23 protein-coding genes and 1 pseudogene are annotated in these 23,101 nt (G+C 67.0%); 10 read left to right on the top strand and 14 right to left on the bottom strand.

All coding sequences use genetic code 11. The annotated features are described in order from the left end of the window. Nucleotides 1-3: 3 nt before the first annotated feature. The 5 genes from BKK81_RS10695 to BKK81_RS10675 all read right to left on the bottom strand — a co-directional run bounded on the left by BKK81_RS10695 (nucleotide 4) and on the right by BKK81_RS10675 (nucleotide 5,845). Nucleotides 4-1,599 (bottom strand): TolC family protein, encoded by a 1,596-nt coding sequence (locus BKK81_RS10695; RefSeq protein ID WP_071012727.1) that lies wholly within the window; start codon nucleotides 1,597-1,599, stop codon nucleotides 4-6. Beyond that, nucleotides 1,586-3,646, bottom strand: coding sequence for an FUSC family protein (locus BKK81_RS10690; RefSeq protein ID WP_071012725.1), 2,061 nt, complete (start codon nucleotides 3,644-3,646; stop codon nucleotides 1,586-1,588). Before BKK81_RS10690 ends, BKK81_RS10695 begins: the two co-directional genes overlap by 14 nt. Beyond that, nucleotides 3,627-4,676, bottom strand: a complete 1,050-nt coding sequence (mdtN, locus tag BKK81_RS10685) for a multidrug transporter subunit MdtN (RefSeq protein WP_071012723.1) — start codon at nucleotides 4,674-4,676, stop codon at nucleotides 3,627-3,629. The genes BKK81_RS10690 and mdtN overlap by 20 nt, the downstream gene beginning before the upstream one ends. Continuing rightward, on the bottom strand, nucleotides 4,673-4,969 hold the full coding sequence (locus BKK81_RS10680) for a YtcA family lipoprotein (protein WP_071012721.1): 297 nt from the start codon (nucleotides 4,967-4,969) through the stop codon (nucleotides 4,673-4,675). The genes mdtN and BKK81_RS10680 overlap by 4 nt, the downstream gene beginning before the upstream one ends. Before the next feature lie 420 nt (nucleotides 4,970-5,389). After that, nucleotides 5,390-5,845: a CBS domain-containing protein gene (locus BKK81_RS10675; protein WP_071012719.1), complete on the bottom strand. Its 456-nt coding sequence runs from the start codon at nucleotides 5,843-5,845 to the stop codon at nucleotides 5,390-5,392. A gap of 328 nt (nucleotides 5,846-6,173) precedes the next feature. Between BKK81_RS10675 and BKK81_RS36375 the strand changes: the two are divergent. The 3 genes and pseudogenes from BKK81_RS36375 to BKK81_RS10665 form a co-directional block, all read left to right on the top strand. Continuing rightward, a pseudogene (locus BKK81_RS36375) lies at nucleotides 6,174-6,367 on the top strand (hypothetical protein); the annotation flags it as partial. Nucleotides 6,368-6,389: 22 nt separating this feature from the next. After that, the gene (locus BKK81_RS10670) at nucleotides 6,390-7,214 is read left to right on the top strand and encodes an MlaD family protein (protein ID WP_071012716.1); all 825 of its coding nucleotides are present in this window, start codon (nucleotides 6,390-6,392) and stop codon (nucleotides 7,212-7,214) included. After that, nucleotides 7,211-7,816, top strand: a complete 606-nt coding sequence (locus tag BKK81_RS10665; RefSeq protein ID WP_071012714.1) for an ABC-type transport auxiliary lipoprotein family protein — start codon at nucleotides 7,211-7,213, stop codon at nucleotides 7,814-7,816. Before BKK81_RS10670 ends, BKK81_RS10665 begins: the two co-directional genes overlap by 4 nt. Nucleotides 7,817-7,833: 17 nt before the next feature. Here BKK81_RS10665 and BKK81_RS10660 read toward each other — a convergent pair whose 3' ends face one another. Both BKK81_RS10660 and BKK81_RS10655 read right to left on the bottom strand, forming a co-directional pair. Next, nucleotides 7,834-8,385: a cytochrome b gene (locus tag BKK81_RS10660; protein WP_083384055.1), complete on the bottom strand. Its 552-nt coding sequence runs from the start codon at nucleotides 8,383-8,385 to the stop codon at nucleotides 7,834-7,836. 353 nt (nucleotides 8,386-8,738) lie between these two features. After that, on the bottom strand, nucleotides 8,739-9,629 hold the full coding sequence (locus tag BKK81_RS10655; protein ID WP_071012712.1) for a LysR family transcriptional regulator: 891 nt from the start codon (nucleotides 9,627-9,629) through the stop codon (nucleotides 8,739-8,741). 141 nt (nucleotides 9,630-9,770) lie between these two features. On the opposite strand from BKK81_RS10655, the gene BKK81_RS10650 reads away from it, so the two are divergent. From BKK81_RS10650 to BKK81_RS10625, 7 genes are all read left to right on the top strand, one after another. After that, nucleotides 9,771-10,151, top strand: coding sequence for a cupin domain-containing protein (locus tag BKK81_RS10650; RefSeq protein WP_071012710.1), 381 nt, complete (start codon nucleotides 9,771-9,773; stop codon nucleotides 10,149-10,151). 456 nt (nucleotides 10,152-10,607) lie between these two features. Next, nucleotides 10,608-11,822, top strand: coding sequence for a chromate transporter (locus BKK81_RS10645; RefSeq protein WP_071012708.1), 1,215 nt, complete (start codon nucleotides 10,608-10,610; stop codon nucleotides 11,820-11,822). Nucleotides 11,823-11,840: 18 nt separating this feature from the next. Then, entirely contained in the window at nucleotides 11,841-12,191 is a 351-nt protein-coding gene (locus tag BKK81_RS10640) for a hypothetical protein (protein WP_071012706.1), read from the top strand. Continuing rightward, nucleotides 12,188-12,649: a chromate resistance protein ChrB domain-containing protein gene (locus BKK81_RS10635; protein ID WP_071012704.1), complete on the top strand. Its 462-nt coding sequence runs from the start codon at nucleotides 12,188-12,190 to the stop codon at nucleotides 12,647-12,649. Before BKK81_RS10640 ends, BKK81_RS10635 begins: the two co-directional genes overlap by 4 nt. A gap of 21 nt (nucleotides 12,650-12,670) precedes the next feature. Then, nucleotides 12,671-13,297, top strand: coding sequence for a LamG domain-containing protein (locus tag BKK81_RS10630; protein ID WP_071012703.1), 627 nt, complete (start codon nucleotides 12,671-12,673; stop codon nucleotides 13,295-13,297). A 71-nt stretch (nucleotides 13,298-13,368) separates the two neighbouring features. Then, complete coding sequence (locus BKK81_RS34210) at nucleotides 13,369-13,674, top strand: hypothetical protein (RefSeq protein WP_083384054.1); 306 nt, start codon at nucleotides 13,369-13,371, stop codon at nucleotides 13,672-13,674. Between the two features lies 1 nt (nucleotide 13,675). Then, nucleotides 13,676-14,938 (top strand): MFS transporter, encoded by a 1,263-nt coding sequence (locus BKK81_RS10625; protein ID WP_071012701.1) that lies wholly within the window; start codon nucleotides 13,676-13,678, stop codon nucleotides 14,936-14,938. Nucleotides 14,939-14,965: 27 nt separating this feature from the next. On the opposite strand, the gene ssuD is transcribed toward BKK81_RS10625, so the two are convergent. The 7 genes from ssuD to BKK81_RS10590 all read right to left on the bottom strand — a co-directional run bounded on the left by ssuD (nucleotide 14,966) and on the right by BKK81_RS10590 (nucleotide 23,099). Continuing rightward, nucleotides 14,966-16,090, bottom strand: a complete 1,125-nt coding sequence (gene ssuD, locus BKK81_RS10620; protein WP_071012699.1) for an FMNH2-dependent alkanesulfonate monooxygenase — start codon at nucleotides 16,088-16,090, stop codon at nucleotides 14,966-14,968. After that, on the bottom strand, nucleotides 16,087-17,226 hold the full coding sequence (locus BKK81_RS10615) for a sigma-54 interaction domain-containing protein (RefSeq protein WP_071012697.1): 1,140 nt from the start codon (nucleotides 17,224-17,226) through the stop codon (nucleotides 16,087-16,089). Before BKK81_RS10615 ends, ssuD begins: the two co-directional genes overlap by 4 nt. Nucleotides 17,227-17,238: 12 nt before the next feature. Beyond that, the gene (locus BKK81_RS10610; RefSeq protein WP_071012695.1) at nucleotides 17,239-18,420 is read right to left on the bottom strand and encodes an acyl-CoA dehydrogenase family protein; all 1,182 of its coding nucleotides are present in this window, start codon (nucleotides 18,418-18,420) and stop codon (nucleotides 17,239-17,241) included. 71 nt (nucleotides 18,421-18,491) lie between these two features. Next, the gene (locus BKK81_RS10605) at nucleotides 18,492-19,262 is read right to left on the bottom strand and encodes an ABC transporter ATP-binding protein (RefSeq protein WP_071012694.1); all 771 of its coding nucleotides are present in this window, start codon (nucleotides 19,260-19,262) and stop codon (nucleotides 18,492-18,494) included. An 11-nt stretch (nucleotides 19,263-19,273) separates the two neighbouring features. Further along, the gene (locus tag BKK81_RS10600) at nucleotides 19,274-20,560 is read right to left on the bottom strand and encodes an acyl-CoA dehydrogenase family protein (protein WP_071012692.1); all 1,287 of its coding nucleotides are present in this window, start codon (nucleotides 20,558-20,560) and stop codon (nucleotides 19,274-19,276) included. A 69-nt stretch (nucleotides 20,561-20,629) separates the two neighbouring features. Further along, a complete protein-coding gene (locus BKK81_RS10595) occupies nucleotides 20,630-21,961 on the bottom strand; it encodes an ABC transporter substrate-binding protein (protein WP_071012691.1) in 1,332 nt (443 codons plus the stop codon). A 64-nt stretch (nucleotides 21,962-22,025) separates the two neighbouring features. Beyond that, the gene (locus BKK81_RS10590; RefSeq protein WP_071012689.1) at nucleotides 22,026-23,099 is read right to left on the bottom strand and encodes a branched-chain amino acid ABC transporter permease; all 1,074 of its coding nucleotides are present in this window, start codon (nucleotides 23,097-23,099) and stop codon (nucleotides 22,026-22,028) included. Nucleotides 23,100-23,101 lie beyond the last annotated feature (2 nt).

The raw sequence follows: 23,101 nt of genomic DNA, 5'->3' as shown, positions 1-23,101 counted from the left end.
CGTCTACCGCTCGGTGCCGTTGCCGCCGCCGAGGGAACCCGTCGCCAGGGCCAGTGTGGCCGCGGCCGCCAGCGCGCCGCTGTACGCGTCGGCGGCCGCGTTCCTGGCCAGCAGCAACTGGTTCTGGGCCAGCAGCGCGTCCGTGATGGTACCGACGCCGCGCCGGTAGGCAGCGAAGGCGGCCTCGTAGGTGGTCTGGGCCGCCGCCGCTAGTGCCGTGGCGGCTTCCTGCGCAGCCAGGCGGCTTTCCAGCGCGTTCTGGCTGACCACGATCTGGCGTACCGCTTCCTGCCTGGCTTGCGTGAGCCGGTCCGACGCGCTCTCGGCATCGTTGCGCGCCCGCGCCAGCACGGCCGCGCGCAGGCCGCCGTCGTAGAGGGGAATGGTGACGCCGAGGAAGACGCTGCCGCCGTAGCGGCTGCCGTTCAGGTTGACGGTCGGCGCCTGCTGCCCGACCGACGGGATCGCCGTGATGGCCGCGCCGCCCGAAGCGTAGGAAGTGTTGGCGGAGAGAAACACCTTGGGCAGGAACTCGGCCTCGGCCGCTTTCACCTTGGCCTGGCTCGCCCTTTCCAGCGCGTAGGCGCCCAGCACGTCCGGCCGGCTGGCCATGGCGTTCTCCACCACCTGCTCCACCGAGCGGCGCAGGGACGGTGGCAGCGGCCGCGCGGGAAGCTGCGCGATCTTCGGCCGGGACAAGGGCGAGATGCCGATCGCCGATACCAGTCCCAGGTAGGTATCGCTCTGCGCGCCTTCCGCCTGGACCTGCGCGAGCCTGGCCTGGGCGCGGTTCTGGGTCGCCTGCGCGACCTCGAGCACGGTGCCGATGCCCTGGCGGTAGCGCGCCTGCGCGGCGTCCAGCACGGCGTCGGCATTCTGCCAGGCCTGCTGCGCGGTACTGGCACGCACACGGGCGGCCTGGTAGGCATAGAAGGCCAGGCTGACCTCGTGAATGATGCGCTGGTGGGCCGCGGTGAACGCGATATTGCTTGCCACCGATGCCTGCTCGGCGGCTTCGACCAGGCCGCCGCGCTCGCCGAAATCGAACAGCAGCCATTGCAGCGACAGCACCGAGACGGCGCCATGCGTCGAGGTACCGGACGACAGCGGCCCGAGCGCGGTGGAGACGGTGCCATGCCCCGACTGGTAGCCCCCCAGGGCACTGGCCGAGATCTGCGGCAGGTAGGCGCTCTTGGCGATGCCGGCGGCCAGGGCCGCGTTGCGCGCATCGTTCCAGGCGATCCGCGTCGACGGATGGCTCGATTCCGCCAGGTCGATCAGCTCGGGCAGGGTGTAGGCGTGCGCCGGGTCCAGCGCTGCCGCCGGCGGCACATTGGCCAGCGCGGTATTGGCAGGCAATGTATAGGGTGCCGCGGCAGGCAGCCTGGTCGTCTCGCCCATGCCTGCTTCAGGCCGTTCCGGAGCCCGCCCCGGCGCGCCAGCGACGATCTCGCCCGCGGCGGTCGTTTCGGGCTCCCATGGACGGTCGGGCCGCGGCGGCGCCAGTTCCAGCGCGGTGGTCGCGCACCCGCCCAGGCACGCGCCGGCGCTGGCGACGGCGAAGGCCAGCGAGGCCGCGGAAAAGCTAAGTCGGCGCATGAATCGGCGATTCCCTCGGGTCATCCGGTGCGGGCGCAGGCGCGACCGCCGTCAGTCGTTGATCGATCAAGGCCAGCAGGCTCGCACGGAGGCCATCGTCGGACCGCGCGCCGGAGGCCATCGTCGTGGCGCCGGCTTCCAACGGCGGCGCACCGCGGCTGTGTCCGGCCGCGCGCCGCAGCCGCTCGACGGCGCCGGCATCGCCCGGCCAGCGTACAGCCAGCAAGGCCAGCGGCCCGGCCACGGCCTCGGCCCGTGCCAGGGCGAGGCGGCGCTCGGCAAGCCAGGCGGATGCCGGGCGGATCCCCGCCGGCTCGTAGCGCGCCAGCGCGATGTGCTCGCCGAGCTGGCCTTGCCGGGCCAGCAGGCCCGCCACGACGGCGCCGCGCGGCTCCGGTCCGGCGCCGCCAAGCAGGCGTTCCCACTGCCGCCACAGTTCATCCAGCGCAGCGTCGATGGAGGCCGCGATGCTGACCGGCCAGAGACGGGTGAACACCAGGTAGACGGCGAGGTTGCCCACCAGTATCCCGATGACGCGGTCGCGCGCGATGGTGAGGTCGAAGCCGGGCGCGGCGCCCTGCAGCACGCACAGGAAGAAGGCGAAGGCGATCTGGAAGCCTGCGTAGGCGATGCGCGGCGAGCCCTCCGCCACCCAGGCCGACAGCCAGGCGCCGGCGAAGACCAGGGCGATGAGCCCGCCGATAGAAGTCAGCGCCGGGGTGACGAAGACCAGGGCGGCGGTGCCGAACACCGCGCCGACGGCGCAGCCGGCAATGCGCAGCGTCAGCTTCTCCACGGTCTCGGCGGTGGTGCTGAGCGACACCACGTAGCAGGTGATGAAGCAGGTGTGGATGCCCGGCCAGTCGAGCTGCGCGTACAGCAGGTAGCAGAACATGGCGGCGGCGGTCGTCTTCAGCGCGTAACGCACGTGCACGGGATTGGTGAAGGCGTCCGGCAGCAGGAAGCCTCCCTTCCTGGCGGAACCGGCGCCGGCCTTGCTGCCTCCCTCAGCCGCAGTGGTGGGCACGGGCACGGGCATCGGTGCCGGCGCGGCGAAACCGACCATGGCCTGCTGCAGTTCGACCGCCACGGCACGTGCCAGCGGCGGCAGGCCGGCGACCGCCGCGGGCGCCAGCGGCGGCTCGATCTCCACCGGATAGCCGCCGGCATGGAGCATCGCGGCCATGGCTTCGAGGCCGTCGGCAAGCGCAGCGGCAATGGCTGCGGGAAGGCGTGCCGCCGGCTCGCGGCCGGCCAGTTGCGCGGCCAGCAGGATGGTCGTGGTCGAGGCCAGGACCTGGTGCAGCGCGGCTGCGTCAGCCGGCGTGACGCTGCCCTCCAGCCTGGCCAGTTTCAACCAGCCGGCCACCGGTTCGAGTCCTTCCCGCAGGCAGGCCTGCAGCGCCGGCGCCGTGGACGCCGGCGCACGAAGCTCGTCCGCCGCCAGGCGCAGGCCCGCCGCCAGCCGCCGGCCGGCCAGGCGACGCGGGGAGGGCGCCATCAGCAGATTGATCGCGACATTGGCGCCGATCGGGATGGCGACCATCAGCCAGGCATAGAGCAGCGCCCGCGTGGCCGCTTCGCCGACCGGCGCCAGGCCGAGTTGATCGAGCCCGAAGCCGACGATCATGGCCAGGATCGCGCCGACCGGCCGCAACTTGCTGGCCGAGGTCAGGAACAGCAGGCCGGCCGACAGCACGGTCATCCACATCACCCGCCACAACGGCCAGTCGATGCTGGCCATGGCAACCAGCAGCACCAGCCCGATCACCAGCGAAATCAGTACCAGCGCCCCGATGCTCATCACCACGCTGCTGGTGCGGTCGGCCCGGTTGAGGAAGAACACGAGGTAGGCGGAGATTGCCGCCTCGGGGGTTCCGTACAGGGACGTCACCAGCACGGTCAGCGCAGCGGCCGCGGCCACGCGCGTGGTGAGCTCCAGCCGGCCCGGCAGGGGGCCGAGCAGGCGCAGGATGCCCGCCGCGCCGGGGCCGGCGGGGCCCGCCGGATCAACCGGTGCCGCCGGTTCAGCGGCAGGCCGCGCCATGCCGGATCTCGACCGTTGCGCTGGCGCCGACCCGCACCAGCGGTTCCGGCGGTGCCTCCAGCTTGATGCGGACAGGGAAACGCTTGGCCACGCGGACCCAGTTCACCGACGGCTGCACATAGGGCAGGGAACGCGGCAGGCTCACGCGGTCGGTATCGAGCACGCCCGCGCCGATGCCGGTCACGGTACCGCGCAGTGCCCGGCCGCGATCGATCATCGAGTAGACCGTTGCGCAATCGCCTGCATGGATGTCGGCGAGCGCTGTCTCGCGGATGTTCGCCACCGCGAACCATTCGCCGGTATGCACCAGCACGAACAGCGACTGGTTGGGCGCGACCACCTCGCCGGTCAGCACGGCCAGGCCGGTGACGCGGCCGGCATGCGGCGCGCGCACCAGGGTGTCGTCCAGCGCCCGCTGCGCGATGGCCAACGCCGCTTCGCGCGCATGGACCGTGGCGATGGCGCCGGCTTCGTCGCCCACCGCCTGGGCCGTGGCAGCCTGCTGGACGGTGGCCTGCTTGAGGGAGATTGCCGCGTCGCGCTGCGCCACCTGTGCCTGGTCGAGCTGCTGGGTGGGGACATAGCCGTCCGCCGCCAACGGCCGCAGGCGCTCCACCGTGCGTGCCGTCAAGGCATAGTTCTGTGCCGCCCGGCTCGCCTGTTGCGACGCCACCGAAGCCGAAGCCCGTTCGCTGGTGATGGTGCGCCGCCGCGTGCCCAGCGCCGCTTGCGCCAGTTCCAGGTCGGCGCGCGCTTGCGCCAGCGCCAGCCGGTAGGGCACGGGGTCGATCTCGAACAGCGGATCACCCGCTGCCACCTGCTGGTTCTCGCTTACCCAGATCCGTGCGATGCGCCCGCCCACCGGCGACGCCACATGCACCACGTCCGCATCGATCGTCGCATCATCGGAGGCAGGGTAGCGCTGCGCCCGGAAATAAACGAAGGCCGCCAGCAAGGCGGCCAGCGCGACGACGATCACCGCCACCCACTTTCCGCCTAGCGAAGGCTTGCGCATGCCGGCCATCTTCATAGGATCTGTCCTGTCCCGAGCATCCAGACCACCAGCGCCACGATGACGCCGACCGAGGTATTCACCAGCAGTGGGAACGGCACCGCCGCTGCGAAGCCGGTACGCACCGACAGGCGGTAGGCCAGCACGGCGCCGGCGATGCCGACCAGGGCGCTCAACAGCCAGAGCGGGAAATAGGCGCCGAACAACTCGAAGGCGGGCGCGCCGCGCAAGGCGCAGCCAGGCAGCAGCAGTCCCGGCAGGGACAGGGTTACCACCCTGACTGCGGAACGCGGAATCGGTCTATCTGACATGTCGCGGCTCCCTGGCGAAACGACCGCCGGCCGGGCGCGGCCGCGGTGGAACGGCTGACGATCGGGGTCAGGCTGGGGTGGGGGGCGATGAGCAGGGAGGAGGGGGCGGGCGTCCGCCGGCATGGTGGCGTCGCATCGCCGTCGGCACGCGCACCGCGCGGCCGCCAGGGGCCGGGGCTGCGGCAGCAAGCCTGAAGGAGACGTTCACTTGGCGCGCCGAAGGCGCAGGATGCCGGCCGGGATGGATCATGGATCGCTCGCCTTCCTGCCACGGGATCTGGCTAAGTGGAGGCAATATAACAGTTGCGTCTTAGCCCTGTCCAAGAATTTACCTAGAGCACCGGAATCCCCAAATGGGGTGCCCGAATTGCCCGGCCCGCCCCATCCCGTCCCTGGCGACCGTCATCCGAAGGACCGGCATCATCGCTGTGCCGCCTCCTGCCGGCCGCCACCGCCGGCCGTCCTGGCATCGTTTTCGGCCGCCAGCGCCCGCAGGACATCCCGCCAGCTGACGATGCCGACCGGGCGGAACAACTCGTCCACGATGGGAATGCATGAGATCTGGTGCGTCAGGAACAAGGCGATGGCATCCGCAATTCCGGCTTCCGGCCGCAAGGTCACCGGCTGCCGCGACATGATCTGGTGCACGCGTTTGTTGAGCGTATTGAGATCCCGCGCCGATTCGACCGTACTGCCGATAAACGGGCTCATGGCCCGCAGCAGGTCGCGGTCCGACACCACGCCATGCAGGCGGTCGCCCTCGACGACCAGCAGGTGGTGGAACTTCGCCTCGTCGAAAATATGCTTGACCGTCGCCAGGGTGTCGTCGAATCCGATGGTGACGACTCTTTTCGACATGATGCTATCGATGCTCACTGCTGCCTCCGTTTCCTTGCTCCGTTCTGGCTCGCGCAGCGCTCTCACGGGCGCGAAGCGGCTGATCACCCACGACGCCGTCGTTGCACGTGGATATCGGTGGCACTGCGGGATTCTTGAGCGGTCCGAAGGGGGATGCGCCTTGGGCCAAGAGGAAACGTCGGATGGCAGGGCAAGCCGGAAGTCCAGCAGCCGTTGCACGTCCCGCAGGCGGGGATTCGAACTCAGCCGGATGTCTGTGCAGGTGTGCGGCGCAGAAACGTGGTCCTTGGTCTGCGCGTTCCCCTCGAGCGCTCCGCAGACCCATCGGATAGCGCCATAACCTAAGATTAATCAAGACAATGATTGCCTTCGCGGGTTGCTGGGGCTGGCGCTTGCACCCAATGGCGATCTGGTGACGGCGAGCGGCGACGCGATCCCCCCGAGTTCGCAGCATCCGAGCGAAATCATCGAGTTCTCGCCCGATGGGGTTTCATCGCGGCGATGCAGGTCGACCCGACGCCCGGCTCCGCTTTCGGCCTGGGCAAGCCCGGAGGACTTCGCAATGACAATCGGCATCGACACAAAGGCAAGGCTCCTGTTCGCGGCCTGCCTGCTTGCTTCGACGATCGCCGGGGCAATCTGGTACTCGCTGTCTCTCGATCAATACGCGACCTACCACGTCTATACGCGAGAGCCGGTCTCGGGGCTCATGGCTCAGGCACCGGTCGAGTTCCACGGCATCGAAGTGGGCAAGGTCAAAAGCGTACGCCTCGTCAACGCGCAGATGGTGGACATCCTGCTGAGCATTGACAAGACCGCTCCGGTGAATGGGGCTACGGTAGCTACGATTACTTCCCGCGGGCTGGCAACACGGGGATTCACCGGCTACGTTTTTATTGCACTCGAGAACATTGGTATCGATTCCGGGCAGTTGGCCCCACGGCCCGGTGACCGCTATCCCGCGATTCCGGCGGCGCCTTCGAAACTCGTGACGCTCGACACGGCCATCAGTCAGGTCAACGACAATTTCCAGGCCGTTACCGCCTTGCTCACCTCGATTCTCGACAAACCGACCGTCGCGTCGCTGAAGCAATCCGCCGAAAGCCTGCAGAAAATCACTCAGGCCATGGCGGAAGACACAAGAAAGCTGGATACCATCGTGGCCAATACGGAGCGCGCCAGTCAGCGGTTTGCGCCACTCATGGAATCGACCGACGAATCGCTGAGGGCACTTCAGACCCAGGTGCTCCCCGAATCCTACAGGGTGCTGGCCGACCTTGATAACCTGTCGACTTCCCTCACTGCCGTCGCGAACAAGATCAACCGGGACCCATCAGTTCTGATCCGCGGCACCGCAACACAGCGCGGACCGGGGGAGAAGCCATGATGGTCGCCATGAGAATCGGCGCGTTGTGCATTGGTATTGTTTCACTTACAGGCTGCACATTGATGGCACCGGTCGAGGTCGAGACGAAGAAATATGCGCTGACTACGATCCCGACCGAGATTCCTACCGCAAGGACACATGCGGCGACACTGTTGGTTCTGGTTCCGGTGAGTGCGCCGGCCTACGCCACGCCGCGCATGGCTTATACGGCCCGGAAGTATCAGATCGACTACTTCAGTCAGAACGAATGGATTGACACACCCGCGCAGATGATGCTGCCGCTGATCGTAGAAACATTGCGGCGCACGCACTATTTCAGCGCGGTTCTCGCGCCTCCCTACTTTGGTCGGCAGACATTCTCGCTTCGCACCGAACTCATCGAACTGCAGCAGGATTTCACGTCGGATCAGGCTGTAGTGCGGTTCAAGGTACATGTCGATCTCAGGCTGGCTACGACGGACCGGTCGATCGCGGAGAGGGAGATCTCGGTACAGGAGCGACTCGGCGAAAGGAATCCTTACGCGGGAGTTGTAGCAGCCAACGTGGCCGCTGGGCGAGTGTTGCAGGAACTCTCCAGGTTCGTGATCGAGAATGCCCATTAGAAGTCCATTGCCGGACTCTAGGGCAACATTCTGCGCAAAGTGTCATCCCTGAAGACGAAGTGATGGCGCAGGGCGGCACCCATGTGGATGGCGAACAAGAGAATAAGCGCGTATCCCAGCCACTTGTGGACGCCGATGAGCAGGGAAAACAAATGGTCGCTGCGATGAATGAAGTCGGGCAGCGTAAAGAGGCCGAGAAACGATACCGGAATGGCGGCGGCGGACGACATGAGCCAGCCCGTCATGGGCAAGGCGAACATCAGGCCATAGAAGCAAAGATGAACAAAGCGGGCGGCGATCATTTGCCAATCCGGCAGATGTCCGACCGGTTTTGGCAGTACCTGGGTGACACGCCAGCACAAACGCAAAGCGAACAGAACGAAAGCCAGCACTCCGAATTGCTTGTGGTAGAGAATCAGCGTGATTTTTCTGGTGTTGAAGCCGACATCCGGTAGCGAGACCATGTAAAGCCCCAGTCCCGCAAGCCCGACCAGAAGGAGGGCCATCGACCAGTGGAGCAGGATCGCGACAACGCCGTAATGGTCTTCGCTGTTTTCGATCGGGATCATCTCTTGCGCTCTCCGTTCACCCATCTGGTCCTGTGCCCGAGCGTCATCCCCGCGACGCCGGCGGGCTCCGCCAGCCTGACGCTGGTGCAGGACCGGCAGCGATCGCTGAACCCACCTGAAGTCCGTTCGCCCGGCCGATGGCCCGCTCGGGCATTTCAGCGGAAGTACCAGCGCACTGCCGCGCTGATGACACGGATGACGGCCACCGGAAAGCGGTGGCCGCCCCAAAGAGGGTCTTTGCTCCGTCCATCGCGCCAGCGTAGACCGAACCCCTCGTACCAGCAACGCCAGCGACGTCCCGGCAGCCTTCGACCTGGCTAAGCCTTGGCGCAACCTTGGGCGGCGAGGCGCCATCAATGGCCATGCAGGGTTTCCAGCAACGCGACCAGCGCGCGCACCCGTGGTGGTTGCAGCCGCGCCGAAGGCATCACGATGCTGATGGGCATAGCCGGCGGTCGGCACTCCGGGAGAAGCTCGACCAGGGCGCCGCTCTCCAGTTCTCCCACCACCATATTGTCCGGCACTTGCGCGACCCCCAGGCCGGCCACGGCCGCCGCCACCATGCCTTCTCCGTCGTTCACCTGCACCCGCGGGGACGGCGACCACGCCAGATCGCCGTGCGGTCCCGATAGCTGCCATGCCCGCCCGCGTCCGGTGTCGGGCTGCCGGAAGACGATTGCCGCGTGCGCACGGAGCGCATCGGTGTGCGTCGGTCTGCCGCGAGAGGCAAGGTAGCCGGGGCTGGCCACGAGCACCTGGTGCTGCCAGTCGAAGCGCCGAGCCACGAGAGAGGAATCCCGCAGCTCGCCCACCCGGATCGCGGCGTCCAGGCCTTCGCGCGCCAGATCGGCGTAGCTGTCGCGCAGCCGCAGATCCAGCTGCAGACCAGGATGCGCCTGCAGCAGCCGGGCCAGCAGCGGCATGAGTACGCGCCGGCCATAGGTAAGGGGGGCATCGAGCCGCAGCGTGCCGCTCACGGTGCCGCGGCTGCCTGCAGCTTCGGCCTGGAGTTCGTCGACTTCGGCCAGCACGCGCTCGCAGCGGTGAAAGAGATGTTCTCCGTCCGGTGTCAGGCTCACCTGCCGCGTGGTGCGGTGAAACAGCTTGACGCCCAGGGCACCCTCCAGGCGCGCCACGCTCTTGGCCAGGGTGGATGGCGCACATCCCAGTTCGCGCGCCGCGGCGGCGAAGCTGCCGAGCCTGGCGGTACGGGAGAACGCAAGCAGCTGTTGCAGTCCGGTCATGGCGGCGAGGATTGAGGAAGTTTTGTCGGCAATGTTAAGGCAATTCCGATCATTCCGGAATCGACGACAAGGTGTCAGACTGCTTCTTCCGTGGCCGCGGAACCTGGTTTCTTCGATCATTCTTGACCATGCGAGGACAATGTGACATCTGTAATCGAACAATGCCAGCCCGAACCCACCGCCATTGCGGGTATTGCCCACGCCACCTGGGCAGGTGAGGCCCACGGCCTGGCGCAACTGTCCGTGTGGCGGCAGTCGCTGGCACCTGGGGCCGGAACGCCGCCGCATCTGCACGACTGCGACGAGGCAGTGATCTGCCTGGGTGGCGAAGGCGAGCTCCACACCGAAGGGAGACAGCAACGCTTCGGGGCCCGCAGCATCCTCATCCTGCCGCGAGGCCGTGTGCACCAGATCTTCAACATCGGCACGGAGCCCTTGGAAGTACTGGGAATGTTCGGCCAGTCGCCCGTGCCGACCCGACGGCCCGATGGCGAACCTCTGCCCTTGCCCTGGCGCAGTTGAGGCCCCGGGCGCATCGCCTGCTGCCGTGGACATCCGCGCAAGCCGCGTGGCCGCCGTGATCGCCCATGGTCACGGCGCGTCCTCTACCCAGACCTCGGGCTTTTGCCCCAAGGTCTTCGGCATAAATGACCGCGGCAAGGCCATCGGGACGTAGTGACCGCGATCTTCGGCATACCCGGGCCGACGCGCCTGCGCCATTCCAAGCAACGCAGGGCCGCCAGTCGATTGTAGCGATCGCTACAGCATTGCAGCGGCTGATACGGCAGCCTAAGCTGCCGTCATGGCTACCAAGCTCAACTCCAGGTTCCTGCTGGTTGTCGGCCTGCCGACAGCAACGGCGAAGCGATCGCGACCGCGACCGCGTCGCTTGCACCTGGCTGATCCGGCGGTTCATCGCCCCCTTCTCTGCACAATTCTCCGGTAGTCGGAAGTCAAGCCAAGGCAATTGAAAAGACCATGAACTTGTCCCAACAGATCGAGAATCCCCCACCGGGTTTGCCGGGCTCAACCCAAGAATCCCCGGACTACACGCTCTGGCAGATCGTGCTGTACTTCCTGCGGCTCGGCACCTTTGGCTTCGGCGGCCCGGTGGCGCTGGCCGGCTACATGCACCGCGACCTGGTGGACGCACGCCGGTGGATCACCGACGGCGACTACAAGGAAGGCCTCGCACTGGCACAATTGGCGCCCGGTCCGCTGGCCGCGCAACTGGCCATCTACCTCGGTTACGTGCATTACCGCATCCTGGGGGCAACGCTGGTCGGCATCGCCTTTGTGCTGCCGTCGTTCTTGATGGTGGTGGCGCTCGGTTGGGCCTATGTCCGCTTCGGCGGACTGACCTGGATGCAGTCGGTGTTCTATGGCGTGGGCGCCGCCGTGATCGGCATCATCGCCATCAGCGCCTACAAGCTCACCAAGAAGAGCGTGGGCAAGGACAAGTTGCTCTGGGCCGTCTACCTCGTGCTCGCGGCCGTGACCGTGATCACCGAGTCGGAAGTGGCGTGGCTGTTCCTGGCCGGCGGCGTTCTGGTGTGGTTCTGGCGTGCGCCCCCCAAATGGTTGCGCCAGGGCAAGGTCAACGCGCTGGCGGCAACGCCTCTGCCGGCGGCAAGCGGCGTGCTGAGCACGATCGACTGGCCGCTGCTGTCGCAGATCGGTGTGTTCTTCGCCAAGGCTGGCGCCTTCGTGTTCGGCTCGGGCCTGGCCATCGTTCCTTTTCTCTACGGCGGCGTGGTGACCGAGCACCACTGGCTGAACGACAAGCAGTTCGTCGACGCCGTGGCCGTCGCCATGATCACACCTGGGCCGGTGGTCATCACGGTCGGATTCATCGGCTACCTGGTCGCCGGCCTGCCGGGTGCCTGCGTGGCGGCCGCTGGAACCTTCCTGCCGTGCTACCTGTTCACCATCCTGCCGGCACCGTACTTCAAGAAGTACGGCAAGCTGCCCGCGATCCTGGCCTTCGTCGACGGGGTCACGGCCGCGGCCGTCGGCGCCATCACCGGCGCGGTGATCGTGCTGGCCAAGCGCTCCATTGTCGATATTCCGACCGTACTGCTGGCTCTGGTCACTGTCGCGTTGCTGCTGAAATTCAAGAAGCTGTCAGAACCCGTAATCGTCGTCGGCGCCGCCTTGATTGGTCTGGCGGCATATCCGCTGCTGCATCACTGAATCGAGCGGGGTGAGCCCATGATCCACCCGATGAAGCCGCGCGCATGCGATCCGTCGAGGCTGTCCGGCTTGTCGGAGAAGCTGATCGTCAGCGAGGACGAGAAGAGCGATGGCGGAGCCGCAGAGTGCTTGAACGCGATCACGGCGCTCATCGCTGTGCCGGACCTGGTGGCCGCTCCGGTCTTCGTTCCCAATGGCCGGAAGCGAGAAGGGCTGATTGCGATGGATTCCATGATCCAGCACGAGGTCTGCTGCGCGGCAAGGCTGGACGGGGCAGGGATCGCAGCGGTGTACCGCAAGGGCGGCATCGAACCATGGATCGCGGAGCTTCACCCCACGGCCAGCAAACCATCGCGGAGCTCATCATGAAATGGATTACCCGGGAACGCCCCAAGATTGACCGGATTGCCTGTCCGTGGCTGATCGCACGGTTCATTGACGAGCGACCCGAATTTCTCTACGTGCCGGCCGGCGAGGTCCTGCGATCTGCCGGCGAGACCGGTGCGATCCCGTACGACATCCCGGGCGTCGAGTTGTCCCACGTCGGCGAGCTGTGCAGCTTCGACGCCTTTCTCAGCAAATATGACCTGGGTCGTGACGCCGCGCTGCAGCAACTGGCCAGCATCGTGCGCGGTGCAGACACCTCGCGACTGGACCTGACGCCGCAGTCAAGCGGGCTCTATGCCATGTCACTTGGGCTGTCGCATATCTTCGCGGATGACCATGAGATGCTGGAGCACGGCATGGTGATGTACGACGCGCTCTATGCCTGGTGCCAGAACTGCCAGGCGGAGACGCATCGGTGGCCACCCAAGATGCCGGGGTGACGGCGTAACGGTGCGCGCGCCATGAAACGGAACCTGCTGATTCCACTGCTGCTCTTGAGGCTGATGCCCGCAACGGGGGAGACCTTGATGTTCAATCATGAGAAGCCGGGAGCAACGCCTTCTGGATGGCTGTCTGGCGTCACCGGTCGTGGCGCACCGAAATGGACCATTGAGCCGGACCCGACCCTGCCGAACGGTGGCAACGTCCTCAAGCAGTCGGGTTCGGGGGATTTCCCCTGGTGTGTGAAACAGGGGACTTCGATTGCCGATGGCTATGTGGAAGTGAAATTCAAGCCAGTCGCTGGCCATGAGGACCAGGCTGGTGGTGTCGTCTGGCGCTGGAAAGACGGTAACGACTACTACGTTGCGCGGGCGAACGCGCTGGAGAACAACGTCTCCCTGTACTACACGACGGGCGGACGCCGGCACACGATCCGGTATCAGAGCACACCAGTGGCCGCACAGGTCTGGCACACATTGCGCGTGGAGTTCGAGGGAAACCACATTCAAGTCTCCCTGGACGGCACGCGCCGGATCGACGTGACCGATGAGCACATCAGTGGGGCGGGTGCCGTTGGCGTATGGACCAAGGCCGACAGCGTAACGGTCTTCGACGCGTTCTCGTTCGGGTCGAGTTCTGCCCGGTAACGGCCAGGTAACGGCCTGGTAACGGCCAGGAGGCACGGAGTCCATGCCCCCATCTGAGATCGGAGCTTGCCATGTCTGCCCGCACGCCAAGACTCGTTACCACGCTTCTTCTCAGCGCCTTGAGCCTTGCCATGGCCGACTGCAAGTGGCATCCGTCGGGACCGCGAACGCTTGAAGCCGCTGACATCGCACAGGTTCCGGCGCCGGTGCGAGCGGCCATCGAGAGACAAGCAGGAGCGCGCTCCGTTGGCGAGATCGAGAAACAGACGGCAAATGGGAGAACTCGCCATGAAGTCACGCTCGGGTCGAGCGCTGGCCGCGCGACGATTCTGATCGACGAAGATGGCAGGCGAGTCGCCGCCGCCGCCGAGGACTGAGATGCGGTACCAACGGCATGAGGCTTCAACGGTGGGTGGAAATGCTGGCCGTTTCGCCCGCCTGGTGTTGCCTCCGGGGGTCGATGCCAGCGCCCGGTTCCTGCTCCTCGGGCGAGCGCTGCGTGGTATCTGCGACGGATTCATTGCCGTGCTGCTGCCGGCCTATCTGCTCGGCCTCGGCTTTGCCCAACTGGCCGTCGGATTGATCAGCAGCGCCACCCTGATCGGCTCAGCGCTGGCGACCATCCTGGTCGGATTGCTCGGCAACCGCTTCCCGCAACGCCGCCTGCTGATTCTGGCCGCCGTCCTGATGGCCGCGACGGGGGCGAGCTTTGCCGGACTGTCCACCCTCTGGCCGCTGCTGATCGTTGCCTTCGTTGGCACGCTGAACCCGAGTTCAGGCGATGTGAGCTTGTTTCTGCCGCTCGAGCAGGCACGCCTGGCGGAGGCCGCGGCGCCCGATGCGCGCACCGCGCTGTTTGCCCGCTACAGCCTGATCGGCGCCTTCTCTGCCGCCGTCGGGGCGTTGGCTGCAGCGCTGCCCAGCTGGCTGTCGATGCGGCTTGGCTTGCCATTTCTCGCAGCCATGCGTGCCATGTTCGCCATCTATGCGCTGGCTGGCATCGCGCTCTGGGTACTCTACTCGCGCCTTCCGGAGCCGCATCCACAGGCAACGTCGGCAGCAACCCCGCTGGGGCCGTCGCGTCCGATCGTGGTCCGCCTGGCATTGCTGTTCAGCGTGGATGCGTTTGCTGGCGGCCTGGTGGTCAATTCGCTGCTGTCGCTGTGGCTGATGCAGCGTTTTGGCCTATCGCTCGCCGCAGCCGGCCGGTTCTTCTTCGCGGCCGGACTGCTGACGACCGCCTCTCAGCTTGCCGCCGTGCCGTTGTCCCGCAGGATCGGCCTGCTGAACACGATGGTATTCACACATATTCCTTCCAGCCTCTTCCTGATCGCTGCGGCATTCTCCCCCTCGCTGACGCTAACGCTGGCGCTGTTGCTCGGGAGAAGCGCGCTATCGCAGATGGACGTGCCAACGCGGACTGCTTATGTGATGGCGGTGGTGACGCCACCCGAGCGCACCGCCGCGGCGAGCCTGACCGCCGTCCCGCGAAGCCTGGCTGCAGCGATCAGCCCCACGCTTGCGGGCGCCTTGCTGGCGATGGGATGGGCAAGCGCGCCACTGCTCGCCTGCGGCGTGCTGAAGATTGCCTATGACCTGGCGATTCTGGTCGTGTTCCGACGCATCAAGCCACTGAACTGAAGGTTCGGCTGCCTCGCGGGGTAACGACTACCGCGTAGCGCGGCTGTCGAAGGCACCCCCGGTCATGACCTGGTCGCGCAGCGTCACCGGCTGCTTGCCTGGCAGCAGGGGGAACACCAGTTCGGCGAAGCGGATGGCTTCCTCCAGGTGCGGGTAGCCGGACAGCACAAAGGTATCGACCCCGATGTCCACGTACTCCTTGAGCCGGGCGGCCACTTCCTGCGGGTCGCCGACCAGGGCGGTGCCCGCGCCACCGCGCACCAGCCCGACGCCGGCCCACAGGTTCGGACCGACCACCAGCCGGTCGCGCCGTCCGCCGTGCAGCGCGGCCATGCGGGCCTGGCCGATCGAGTCCATGCCAGCGTAGTTGCGTTGCGCGGCGGCGATGTCCTCGTCGGTCAGGTGGCTGATGAGCCGGTCGGCGTCGGCCCAGGCCTCGGCGCTGGATTCGCGCACGATCACATGCAGGCGCACGCCGAAGCGCAGCGCGCGCCCTTGCCGCGCGGCACGCCGGCGCACGTCGGCAATCTTCTCGGCCACTGCTGCCGGCGGCTCGCCCCAGGTCAGGTAGGTGTCGACGTGCCTCGCCGCCAGCTCGTGCGCGGCCGGGGATGAACCACCGAAGTACAGCGGTGGATAGGGCTGCGTGGTGGGCGCGTGATAGTTCCGCGCGCCGCGCACCTTGAGATGCTTGCCATCGAAATCCACAGTCTCGCCTTGCAGCAGCCGGCGCCAGATGGTCAGGAACTCGTCGCCGGCCTCGTAGCGCGTGTCGTGGTCATAGAACACCCCATCGGCCGCCAGCTCGGTGGCGTCGCCGCCGGGCACCACGTTCAGCAGTAACCGGCCCGCGCCCAGCGCCTGGTCCAGCGAGGCAGCCTGGCGTGCCGAGGCGGTCGGATTGCCTAGCGAGGTGCGCAGCGCCACCAGCAGCTTGATGCGGCGCGTGACAGGTACCAGGCTGGCGGCCGTCACCCATGGATCCAGGCAGAAGCTGCCGGTCGGGATCAGCAGCCCGTCGTAGCCGAGGTCTTCCGCGGTGGTGGCGATCTGGCGCAGGTAGGCGTTCGTCGGTGCGCGGCCGAAGCCGGACTTGCCGAGGTAGCGGGTATCGCCCGAGGTGGGCAGGAACCAGAAGATATCGAGAGTCATGGCAGGTCGTTGGTGTTGTCGTCGTCGTATTCGGCTGGCCGGCGCGGCGCGCCGACCTCGCCCAGCCGGATCAGGCGCGCACGCACGATGTTGCGGCTGACGCCGAGCAGGCGCGCGGTTTCGCTCTGGCTGTAGTGGCAGTAGCGGAAGACCTCGCGGAAGAGCGCGTCTTCCACCACCTGGTGCAGGTTCGGCACGCTCGCGTCGCACAGCCGGCGCACCGCTTGCTGCAGCGGCTCGGCCTCGCCGCTGTTCGCGGGTGTCGGTACCGCTCCCGGCGCCACGCCGCCGGCGGCACCCGCGCGCGGAGCGGGCGGAGTGCAGGGTGGGCGCTGCGACAGCCGCAGGCTGGCCGCATCGATGTGGTCGCCTTCGCATTGCAGCAACGTGCGATGGATGACGTTCTCCAGCTCGCGCACATTGCCGTTCCAGGGCGCCTCGACCAGCAGGCGTTCGGCCTCCGGTGCCAGGGCCAGGCGCGGATAGCCCAGGCGCCGGCTGTAGAGGTCGATGAAGTAGCGCGCCAGCGGCACGATATCGCCAGGCCGCTCCTTCAGCGTCAGCACGTTCAGGTTGACGACGTTCAGCCGGTAGTAGAGATCCTTGCGGAAGCGCTTCTCGCGCACCAGTTCCTCCAGGTCCACCGTGGAAGCTGCGATGAAGCGCAGGTCGACCGGGATCGGCTTGCGCCCGCCCAGGCGGATGACCTCGCGCTCCTGCAGCACACGCAGCAGCTTGTTCTGCACGGGCAGCGGCAGGTCGTTGACCTCGTCCAGGAAGATGGTGCCGCCGTCGGCCTGCTCGAACCAGCCGGCCTGCGAGCCGAAGGCGCCGGCGAAAGCACCGTTCTCGTGGCCGAACAGCTCGGCGTCGACCAGCGATTCGGAGAAGGCGCCGCAGCTGACCACGAGAAAGGGACCGGTACTGCGCGCGCTGCGGCTGTGCAGGTGGCGCGCGATGAGTTCCTTGCCGGTGCCGGTCTCGCCGGTGATCAGTACGCTGGCATCGCTCGGCGCGACCTGCTCGACCTCGGCGAGCAATGCCTTGGAGCGCACGTCAGCGAAGATCCATTCGAGAGCGGGGCTTTCGGGCGGCGCCGCGGCGAGCGGCGGCGGCCAGACGGGGAGGGTCGCCATGCGTGCAGCCTCTCAGGAGTAGAAGGAAGGCGCCGGCAGCTCGCCGTTGAGCGCCCAGTCGCCCAGCTCGCGCAGCTTGTAGTCGACGGGGTCGTGCAGCGTCTGCACGCGCAGGTTGCGCCAGAAGCGGTCGAGCCGCAGCGCGCCATGCGTGGCCCGCGCACCGGTGGTCTCGAACAGGCGGCTCGCCACGTCCAGGCCGGCGCGGGTCGATGCCACCTTGGCGGTGGCCACCGCCACCGCCACGCGGCCCCGCCCTGTGGCATCGAGCGTTTCCCCGTGCCGCCAGGCTTCGTCGAACAATGCTGCCGCGTGTCGCGCCAGCAGGCGCGCGCCTTCCAAGGCGACGTGGAACTCGCCGTAGTGGGCCAGCGTGTAGGGATCCTGGCTGGCGTGCTCGGCCGGCGAGCGATGCCAGGGGCGGGCTTCATGCAGCGTATAGCGGCGCGCCTCGGCCAGTGCGCCTTCTCCCAGACCCAGGAACAGATGCACGAACATCAGTTGTGCTAGCAGTGGCCGCAGTGCCGAAAACGGCGTCGACAGAGGCCCGGGTTCGCGCAGCAGCTCGCTGTCTTCGACCCGCACCTTCTCGAACAGTGCGCTGCCGCTGTCGGTCTGGCGCTGCCCGAAGCAGTTCCAGTCGCCATTGATGGTGATGCCCGCACGCGCGGTCGGGACCGCGGCGATCAGCAGCTTGCGGCTGTGCTCTTCCAGACCCGAGGCGATCAGCATCTCCGAGTCGAGCGCGCCCGAACAGAAGCTTTTCTTGCCGGAGAATTCGAACCAGTGGTCGTACTGGCGCACGATGGTGCGGTCGTCGAGCGGATTGAGCGCGTTGCCCCAGAACCAGTTCTTGCGGGCAGTCTGCTCAAACCAGGGCTCCCACTGGTCGGGCCGTGCGAACAGGCGCACGGTGGCGAGCATCAGGTGGTGGAAGCCGTAGACATGGGCGATGGAGCTATCGACCCGGGCGAACTGCCGCACCGTATCCAGTGTTTCCGCCCAGTCAGCGCCCTGGCCGCCGTAGTCTTTCGGGATCGCCAGCGACAGCAGGCCGCTGCGCCGCAGCGCGTCGCGCTCGGCCTTGGGCGTGCCGCCCACGGCATCGCGCTCGACGGCGCTCTCGGCGAACTGGCGGGCAAGCGCGTTGACTTCGGGACGGGTGGAGTCGTCGGGGTGGTCAAGCAAGGACATGATCGGTTTTGTCGTGGATGTCGGAGTTGTCGATGTGATCGGTGGCGCGGTGGCCGTTGCCGCCGTTGCAGCTAGGCGGCGGCCGGCGCGGCGACCTCGCCGCCGAAGTAGAAGTGCCGGATATCCTCGCGCCCGCGCAGTGCGTGCGCGGTGCCGCTCAGCACGGTGTGGCCTGCCTCGACCACGGTGGCGTTGTCGGCATAGCGCAGCGCCACGGTCGAGTTCTGTTCCGCTACCAGGATGCTCAGGCCCTCGCTCTGGTTCAGGCGCCGCAGTCGCTGGAAGATGTCCTGCACGACTTTGGGCGCCAGTCCCATCGATGGCTCGTCCAGCACCAGCAGGCGGGGGCGCGCCAGCAGCGCGCGGCCGATCGCCGTCATCTGCTGCTCGCCGCCGGAGGTCAGCCCGGCCGGGCTGCGGCGCCGTTCCTTCAGGCGGGGAAAGATGGCGTACACCTTTTCCAGTCCCTGCTCGATCTCGGCGCGGCGCGCATCGCGCCCCAGCGCACCGGTGACGAGGTTTTCCTCGACCGTGAGGCTGGGAAAGCAGTGCCGTCCCTCCAGCACCGGCACGAGGCCCAGCCTCACCAGTTGCGCCGGCGTGGCACGCGTCACGTCATGGCCGTCGAAGACGATGCGGCCAGCCGTGATTCGCCCGCGTTCGGCCGGCAGCAAGTTGGAGACAGCCTTGAGCGTGGTCGACTTGCCGGCGCCGTTGGCGCCCAGCAGTGCGTGGATCTCGCCGCGCCGCACGTTCAGGCTGACCTCGTGCAGCGCCACGATGGTGCCCTGGTAAGCGGCCTCGACACGTTCAACACGCAGTAGTGCGGTGGGCTCGGTCATCGCAGCGCCTCTCAGGCCGGTCGGGACTGCGTCGCCGGCTGCGCGGCGCCGGCCGGTGCGTTGGCCGCGGCATGGCCCGGTCCGGCGCCGATCTGCCAGACGTAGGGCGGCTCGGTACCGTTGACATGCCAGTCGCCGATGATGCGTGCCTTGTAGATGATCGGGTTGTGCGAGGCGACCGTGCGCGCATTGCGCCAGTGCCGGTCGAGTGCCTTGCCGGTGCTGGTGGCCGATGCGCTGAGCGCGTTGAAGAACTGCGTGGCCGCGCGCAGCACCAGGTCCGAGACCACCACCTGGCCCTGGGCCGATTCCAGCTCCGCCGCGATATTGGCTTGCCGTTCCTCGGCCTCATCGCCACCCCAATGCGCGTCGTAGGCACGCTGCGCGGCGAAGGCGGCCCGCAGCGCGGTGGCCTCCGCCGCGTAGGCGGCCGCCGACACCTCGCCCACCACCTGCTGCACCTGTACATCCTGCGCCACCGCAGGCGCATTGCCGGTGCTGAAGATGCGCTTGCGCTCGCGTACCTGCTGCGCCACGTCGCGGGTGATGGCCCGCGCGATGCCCGCCAGCGTGGCGAGATGGAACAGTTGGTAGAAGGCGGTCTGGTACTTGAAGCGCGAGCTGAACGGGAAGACGTTCTCGGGGTCCACTTCCGCGTCTTCGTAGACCGAGGTGCCGCTGCCGGTGGTGCGCTGGCCGAAGCCGTCCCAATCGTCATGATGCGTGACGCCTGGCTGGCGGGCGCGCACGGCAGCGATCACGTCGGCGTTGTCGCCGTCGCGGCGCGCATAGAGATCGATCCAGTCGGCGAAGATGCTGCCGGTGCTGTAGTACTTGCGCCCGTTGACCACCCAGCGTCCCTCCTTGCGCGAGACACGCGTGATGACTTCGCCGATGGCCACCTCACCAACTTCGGTCCAGGCGTTGCCGGCCAGGTCACCGTCGGCGAAGCGGCGCAGCCAGACCTCGGTGGCGGCATCCCGCGGCGCGTTGAGGCGGTCTTCGACGAAAGCGAAATGGCCGCGCAGCGCCTGCACGATATTGGAGTCGGCTTCGGCCAGCTCGATCAGCAGCTGGAACAGCTGCGGCAGCGTTGCTCCGTCGCCACCATACGCCTTTGGCACGCGCACTGCGCCGAAGCGCGCCTGCTTGAGCCAGCCGATCGCGTCGGCGCCGAGCCTGCGCTCCTGCTCGCGCTCCGACGCGCTGGCGCGGATACGCTCGAAGATGGGCCGGTACCTGGTGGCGATGGCCTCATACTCCGGGCCGAGGAAAGAGATCTGCTGTGCCTGCGTCATATGTCGCTCCGTGATGAGTCGAATGGAATCCGGTCCGCCGCTTCTGCGGCGATTGCCGCTGCTGCACGTTCAGTCGTCGATGCTCTTGCGCACCTTGAGGTTTTTCTCCCTGGCATACTCGAGCGCGGACTTCTCGATGATCGGGCGCAGCAGCTTCCAGTCCGGCGCGATCCAGTCGGACACCACGTTCCATTTGCTGCCGTCCCACTGCTGGAAAGCCACGCGGCCATCGCCCTCATGGTTATCCCAGGTCACGTTGATCGAGTGGAACAGCCCCTTGGCGCCCAGTGCGGCGGCCCGCGCCTGGTCGATCTTCAGGTTCTCGAAGCCCCAGCGCACCTCATCGCCGGTCAGCGCACGCTTGCCGAACCTGGCCTGTGCGATGCGGATCGCTTCCACATTGAGGATGCCGTTGAGCACGCCCAGGTTGTGGTACACGCTGCCGATGCGCTTGCGATCCTGCAGGTTTCCCTTGCCGTTGTCGTAGAGGGTCCTGGTGATCTCCTGCAGCACCGGGTACTGCGCGCCAGCCGCGACAGTGGTGATGGCGGTGTAGCCCTTGGCGGCGTCGCCGGCCGGAATCACGTCCTCCTCGGAGTTGGACCACACATTGCCGATGATGTGGCTGGCCGGAAAGCCGGTTTTCTGCGCGGTCTTGAGCGCCACCGGATTCATCACGCCCCAGCCGCGCAGCACCACGTAGTCCGGCTTCGCGCGGCGGATCGCCAGCCACTGCGATTGCTGTTCGTTGCCGGGATGGGGTACCTCGATCTGCTGCAGCGTGAAGCCATACTTCTTTGCCAGCAGTTCGTAGATGGGAATGGTCTCCTTGCCGTACGGCGAGCCGTGGTAGAGCACCACGATCTTCTTGCCCTTGAGCTTGTCGGTGCCGCCTTCCTTACTGGCGATGTAGTTGACGATGCCGGAAGTCTCGCTGTACGGGTTCAGCAGCAGCGGGAAGACATACTTGAAGACGCCCCCGTCTGTGGTGTCGGTACGTCCGTGGTTGATGGTGATCAGCGGTACCTTGTCTGCGCTCACGCGATCCAGCAGCGCGTAGGCGATGCCGACCGACAACGGGTTCCAAGCCGCGATGCCGGGACGATTCTTGAGCCGCTCATAGACCTCGACACCGCGTTCCACCTCGTACTGGGTCTCGCCTTCTTCCCAGGTCAGCTTGACACCGCCGACGCCGCCGTCGCGCAGGTTGACCAGGTTCAGGTAGTCGATGAAGCCGCCGAAGAATCCCGTGCCACCGGCTGCATACGGGCCGACGCGATAGCTCTGCAGTGGGAAGAACTGTTCCGGCTGGGCCGCGGTGGCGTTGTGCGCGAACTGTGCCGCGCCGAGCGCGAGCGCTCCGGCGACCAGCGCGGTGTGGAAACTGCGAGTGATGGACATAGGGTCGGAACTCCTGGAAGGATCATGCAAGGCGGAAAGCGGGGAACGGGGACCGATGAGTGGTTCAGGCGGGTGGTGTGGCGGCCTTGGGGCGCGCACCGAGACGGCCGAAGCGCTGCAGCGCGTCCTGGCACAGCGCGGCCAGGCCGCGCGGCTCTGCGATCAGGAAGGCGACGATCAGCGTGCCGAGCACGACGCGCTGGCAAAGGTCGAGCACACCGGAGTCGAACCAGGCGCCGAACAGAAGCGTGCCCAGGCGCGACAGCAGAAGTGGGAACACCACCATCAGCGCGGCGCCAAGGAAGGCGCCGCGCAGTGTGCCGAGACCACCGATGATGATGATGAACAGGATCTGGAAGGAGCGGTCGAGGTTGAAGCCGGCCGGTTCCACTGTGCGCAGGTAGACGAAGCCCCAAAGCACGCCAGCCACGCCGATCACGAACGACGACACGGCGAAGGCCAGCAGCTTGGTACGCAGCACCGGCACCCCGGTTACGCGCGCGGCCAGCTCGTGGTCACGGATCGCGACGAAGTGGTGCCCGGTCGGTGTGTGCACCAGGCGCCAGACCAGTGCCGTCAACGCCGTGACGATGCCCAGTGCGAACAGGTAGCGCCGCAGCGGCGAGTCGAACACCCAGTTGCCCACCGCAAGCGCCGGCGCATCGATCACGCCTGAGGCACTGTCATTGCTGAACCAGCCGAACTTGGTCAGTGCCCATTGCACGAAGAACTGTGCCGCCAGCGTCGACACCGCCAGGTAGAAACCGCGCAGGCGCAGGCTGGGCAAGCCGAACACGACACCGATCGCGGTGGCGCTCAGCCCGCCCAGCGCGATGCTGGCCAGCAGCGGCAGGCCGGGCACGCGCAGGTTGAAGTTGTAGGCGGCGAAGGCGCCTACCGCCATGAAGGCGGCCGAGCCGAGCGAAAGCTGGCCGGCATAGCCGGTCAGCAGGTTCAGCCCCACCGCGGCAAGCGCCAGCGCCAGGAAGGGGATGAGGATGGCGTCGAACCAGTAGTCGGTCGCCAGTAGCGGTACCAGCAGGTAGGCCACCGTCAGCCACAGCAGCGGTTCGAGCCAGCGCGACCGGCGGCGTGCGGCGGTCTGTGCTGCAGCGGAGGCATGGACGAGTGTGTTCATGG

Source organism: Cupriavidus sp. USMAHM13, assembly GCF_001854285.1.
In the GTDB taxonomy this organism is placed as follows: Bacteria; Pseudomonadota; Gammaproteobacteria; order Burkholderiales; family Burkholderiaceae; genus Cupriavidus; species Cupriavidus malaysiensis.
The sequence above is the reverse complement of the archived record's forward strand: the minus strand, read 5'-3'. Positions and strand labels throughout refer to the sequence as shown.